A 4,044-nucleotide genomic window follows, 5' to 3' on the forward strand; every position below is an offset into this window, starting at 1 on the left:
CTGGGGAAGAGTTCCCCAGCAGGTTTGGACAGAGTCCAAGGTTTTATTTTTGCCATGCCTAGGCATGGTTTGGCGAAGCCAACAAGCCTCGCAGAGCACGTCCAAATGAAATTTGGTATAACGTGCTAGACCAAATATTTTGGGTTCTCCTTAATCTTCGTGTTACACTGTATACCAAAGAGAGGGATTGCTCATGGCTCATGTAGAAAAATATACAAAGGGAAGTGTACAAGGATTATCGATTCATTGGGACAGAAAAACAGAAAATCATTCGAATCAAGATATTGATAATGAACGGTCGCATTTGAATTATGATTTATGTGAAAAAAAAGGAGATACACTTTCTCGTATGAATGATCGGTTAAGTAAAGTGCATTGTTTGAATCGAAAAGATGTAAAGGTTTGTGCAAATTGGGCCGTTACGTTACCGGAAAGCTTGAAAAACGCTTCTGATAAGGAGCAACGTAAATTTTTTGAGAAAACTTATGAATTTTTAACAAATCGTTATGGCGGTGAAAAAAATGTATTGTCCGCTAACGTTCATAATGACGAAACAAGACCGCACATGCACTTTGCCTTTATGCCTGTTGTTTGGGACAAGAAGAAAGAACGTGAAAAGGTTTCAGCCAAAGAAGTTTTAACAAGAAAAGATTTAAAAACTTTTCACCAAGATTTAGATAAATTTTTAAAACAGGAAATTCCTCATATTTACAAGGAAGGCATTTTAAATGATAAAACGATTGGTGTTGATACGGTTAAGGAGTTGAAAAAGTACTCTGGAGAAATACAGCGACAAAAAAATAATCTGGATGCAGAATTCAAAGAACACGAACAAAAGTTAGAAAAACAGATTCAATCTGTAGATAAAGAACTGAAAAGTAAAAAGAATGAGCTTCTAAATTTGAGTGAAGCACTTCCTCAAACATTTAATCTCAAAGTAAAAGGCAAAGAGAAAAAAACAGAGGTTGTAAAAACAGGTTTATTTAAATCAGAAACAGTAACCAACGAAACTGGTAATTGGATTGTTTCAGATAGTGAAATGAGAAGAATGCAAAAAGTCCTGAGGGATGCAAATTTTGTAAAAGAAGATTATGAGCGCTTGCAGCGTACAGATTTAGTTAAAGAAAACAAAGAATTACATGATAAAGTTGATAGTTTAGCCGATGGTTATGTTAAAGCTATTAATGAGAATACAAAATTGCATGAGAAGAATAGAGAATTAGGTAAGGAAATAAGCTCGTTAAAAGCCCATATAAAAGATTTAAAGGAAAACGTAAAAGTTTTATACCACAACACGAAAAAAGTCCTTGGAGAGCGTTTTGAGTTGTTTAGAGGACTTGTTAAGAATGAACTGGATATGAAGGGTGTAGATAATCAATTTGAGCGTGAGAATAAGAGAGAAATAGCTAGTAAAAAACGAGGGTATGAAATGGAACGTTAGAAGACATTTAAAAAAAGTAAGTAAAAATTCAGGGAAACTTTGTTTGACAATCTTTTGAGAGAATATGTGTGATAAAATAAAAAACAAGCCATGTTGGTCGCATGGCTTGTTCTAAAGGGTATTTCAGCAAAAATACCTAAAAAATCAATGTCTGTTTATAGATTATCATAATTTTATTATTAGGGTAATACCCCAAAATTATGAATTTGGTATTTTTGTTGGCGCTCATAACTGAGAGGAGCAACAACAGATGACAAAAAAGATTATTAACTTTGAACAAGCTGAACAAAATGCTAGAAAAAGAGATTTAGAGATTGAACAAAAACATTTTAAAGAAGAACATCATGGAGTAGATCAAGAAATAGTAGATGAAGCATTAAAGGTTTTGAGTAAAGCTACTGGTGGTAAAGAAATTTACATAGGTACGAAGAAATCCCCACAATCGAAAGTGAGGTTTGCTCAAATCTTGCAAGGCAACTTGAGTTATCTAAATAAAAATGATTATTTAACAGGTCAAGAAAAAATATTTTTAATAGATATCACTCCTTACGTTTCATTTGGAAGCAATGCACTTGTTTTTGATATTAAAGAAAAAACACCAGTTCCAATGAATATCACAAAACTCGCTGAAGAACTTGGTAGAGGTAGAAATAAAACAAGTGAAATAGTTAATTCCCTAGTTAAAAAAGGTTTAATAACTAAAGCAGAAAGCGGTATAGAAGGTAATAATGCGAAAGCATATTCACTTTTTGTAAATCCTCATATTATTTTTGCAGGAGATAAAGAAAATGTACCAGAGCATTTACAGGTTATGTTCCATAAAGCTATGAAAATGCCTATATTAAAGAATTTACCTAATAAATTATTCTAGGACTTGATTTTTCAAGTCCTTTTTTTGTTGTTATTTTGTGTGTCCCTTTTTAGGGACGGAAGTGTCCCTTTTTGGGGATACACGAAAATCTTTAAAACTACTGATATATCAACCTTTTTAACACTTTTTAAAGTCCTTCTCTTCTCACTCTCTATATAAGGGTTAAAAGTTCCGCAAGGAACAGGTAGTATTTTGGAGCAAAGAACGCTCCAAAATCTCCACCCTGTCCGCGTTGCTTCCTCCTTGCAAAACTTTTTTCGGCAGGTTTTTAGCTTTCGCCAAGCCGAACAGACCAAAAACGGGGTTAAGTTGCTCGACTTGGATAAGCAATTATACCAGCCGAACCACCAGTTCTTCCGTTCAAGGTATCGTTCTTTTTCCATATAGATCAACGCTATGTGGGGTTTAGCCCCCACACGACTAGCCAGCACTCACACCCAAAAACAAGGGACAATCATTTTTAAAATACTTAGAAACTAATAACCCCCTCTATCAAAGAGGGGGTTATTAGTTTCTTTTATTTGGGTATACATACAGCTTGGGGTAGACCTGGTAACCAAACTTTAAGGTAATAAACAGTGTAACCTCTATTATTCCAATTACATACTTCATTTGCTCCATATAAATATACTAGGGCAGAAGCTACTACAAGTGGAAGACCAAACTCACTAGCAAGTCCGGCTGCACCTATACCATAGGCGAGTGCTTTACCAATCTGAGTAGCTTTACTTGCACTTATGCTATAAGAGTTATATAGACTTAAATCAACAGTATTGATATCTGTGTTAATAAGATTAGGATTAACTGGTGTATGTTGTGAAGAATTGTATTTTGGATCATTTGGTATAGTAATTTCTTTAATGTTTGAACCCATATTTATAGTTCCTTTATCTATTTCTGTATTAATAAACTCAACCATTTGATTAAATTTATCAAATGCTTCTTTACTTACATTTGCTTCTTCAGGTGTTTTATAAAAATTATGCACTTTTCCGTTAGCCAAAAAACTTTTTTCTTCTAAATCAGATTTTGTAATTTCTAAAAAAACAGTATCTTGATTTTTAGTATTAGTTTCAGCATGGGCTGGAATAATAGCACTGGAAAATAATAAAGCACTAATCCCTAGTATTTGAGCTATTCTTTTTAATATTTTCATATTACACGCTCCTACGTATCATTTTTTCTAGATTTACTATGTAAAAGCAATATTAAAATGAAGAGAACAATTGTTATAAATACATTCACTTTTGGAGTGATTCCTATAAACAAATCAAAATCAAATATTCTAGATCCAAGTAATATTAAAACTAAAAAAATTAAAATTCTTCTTAAAACGATAATATTCATATTGAAAATCCCTCCCAACATTATCGATTAATATGATTCCAATTGATAAATATTACCATTTTTTTTAGCATTTAACGACTTGAGAGAAGGAAAATAAGGGGTAAGTGTCAATGGTAAGCGGACTGAAATGACTCAGCGGTTTGTGCTGAGCCATGAAAGGAGCATTAAGGAATTGACACGTGCAGCTGATTTTTCACCCTCTTGGCAGTTCCTCAAAACGAACCGTTTTGGGGATGCCAACCGGCGAGGGAGTCCCTCAAGGATTGAGGGGTTGGGGAGTTGGAAGAAGGGGGTCTGGGGAAGAGTTCCCCAGCAGGTTTGGACAGAGTCCAAGGTTTTATTTTTGCCATGCCTAGGCATGGTTTGGCGAAGCCAACAAGCCTCG

The 4,044-nt window shown here is 34.2% G+C and carries 4 protein-coding genes; 2 read left to right on the plus strand and 2 right to left on the minus strand.

The features are described 5' to 3' along the window. Positions 1-193 precede the first annotated feature (193 nt). Complete coding sequence (mobV, locus tag MR155_RS30605; protein ID WP_242312053.1) at positions 194-1,441, plus strand: MobV family relaxase; 1,248 nt, start codon at positions 194-196, stop codon at positions 1,439-1,441. Between the two features lie 250 nt (positions 1,442-1,691). Then, a complete protein-coding gene (locus tag MR155_RS30610; RefSeq protein ID WP_242312054.1) occupies positions 1,692-2,312 on the plus strand; it encodes a helix-turn-helix domain-containing protein in 621 nt (206 codons plus the stop codon). Between the two features lie 517 nt (positions 2,313-2,829). Here the strand turns inward: MR155_RS30610 and MR155_RS30615 are convergent. Together MR155_RS30615 and MR155_RS30620 are read right to left on the minus strand one after the other, a co-directional pair. Then, positions 2,830-3,468, minus strand: coding sequence for a hypothetical protein (locus tag MR155_RS30615; RefSeq protein ID WP_242312055.1), 639 nt, complete (start codon positions 3,466-3,468; stop codon positions 2,830-2,832). 11 nt (positions 3,469-3,479) lie between these two features. Continuing rightward, positions 3,480-3,659: a hypothetical protein gene (locus MR155_RS30620; protein WP_242312056.1), complete on the minus strand. Its 180-nt coding sequence runs from the start codon at positions 3,657-3,659 to the stop codon at positions 3,480-3,482. Positions 3,660-4,044: the final 385 nt, after the last annotated feature.

The sequence above is a fragment of the Bacillus cereus group sp. BfR-BA-01331 genome (assembly GCF_022663915.1).
GTDB lineage: Bacteria > Bacillota > Bacilli > Bacillales > Bacillaceae_G > Bacillus_A > Bacillus_A mycoides.